General features: G+C 46.9%; 2 protein-coding genes. Both read right to left on the bottom strand.

Going from position 1 to position 659, the window contains the following annotated elements; all coding sequences use genetic code 11:
• Positions 1 to 200 (bottom strand): 50S ribosomal protein L18 (locus tag BHE89_RS19365; RefSeq protein WP_286146364.1); only part of this gene is annotated, 200 nt, incomplete at its 3' end.
• 9 nt (positions 201 to 209) lie between these two features.
• Positions 210 to 659: 50S ribosomal protein L6 (rplF, locus tag BHE89_RS19360; RefSeq protein ID WP_128860736.1), on the bottom strand; the 450-nt coding region annotated here is incomplete at its 5' end.

Raw genomic sequence — 659 nt, 5'->3', positions numbered from 1 at the left:
TTTCCAGTGTTTTTCAGTTGCTCAATGATAGCTTTTTCTGTAGTAGAAGCGGCCACCAAAGTTTCAGAACCGTTTGGTGCAATAACCTGCGCATAAATATGGCGAGGGGTACGGTGTACCACCAGGCGAGTCGCACCCAATTCCTGGAGCTTACGGCGTGCGCGGGTCGCACGACGGATACGAGCTGCTTTCTTATCCATAGTGTTACCTTACTTCTTCTTAGCCTCTTTGATACGCACAACTTCGTCGGCGTAACGAATACCTTTACCTTTATAAGGTTCAGGGCGACGGTAAGCACGCAGTTCAGCTGCTACTTGGCCAATCACTTGCTTATCCGCACCTTTCAGTACGATTTCAGTTTGTGTTGGACATTCAGCAGTGATGCCTGCTGGCAGTTGGTGTTCCACTGGATGTGAAAAACCTACTGATAAGTTAACCGCATTGCCTTTAATAGACGCACGATAACCTACACCTACCAGTTGCAGTTTTTTAGTGAAGCCTTCGGTAACACCTACAACCATTGCATTTAACAGAGAACGAGTAGTACCCGCCTGTGCCCATGCATCAGCAAAACCATCGCGTGGAGCGAAAGTTAATTGGTTGTCAGCATGTTGAATTTCAACTGCATTATGGATAGTACGAGTTAGCTCGCCGTTTTT

This window comes from Shigella sp. FC1967 (genome assembly GCF_001743005.1).
Taxonomy (GTDB): Bacteria; Pseudomonadota; Gammaproteobacteria; order Enterobacterales; family Enterobacteriaceae; genus Proteus.
Note: the sequence above shows the minus strand (reverse complement) of the source record. Positions and strands in the feature narration are given on the sequence as shown.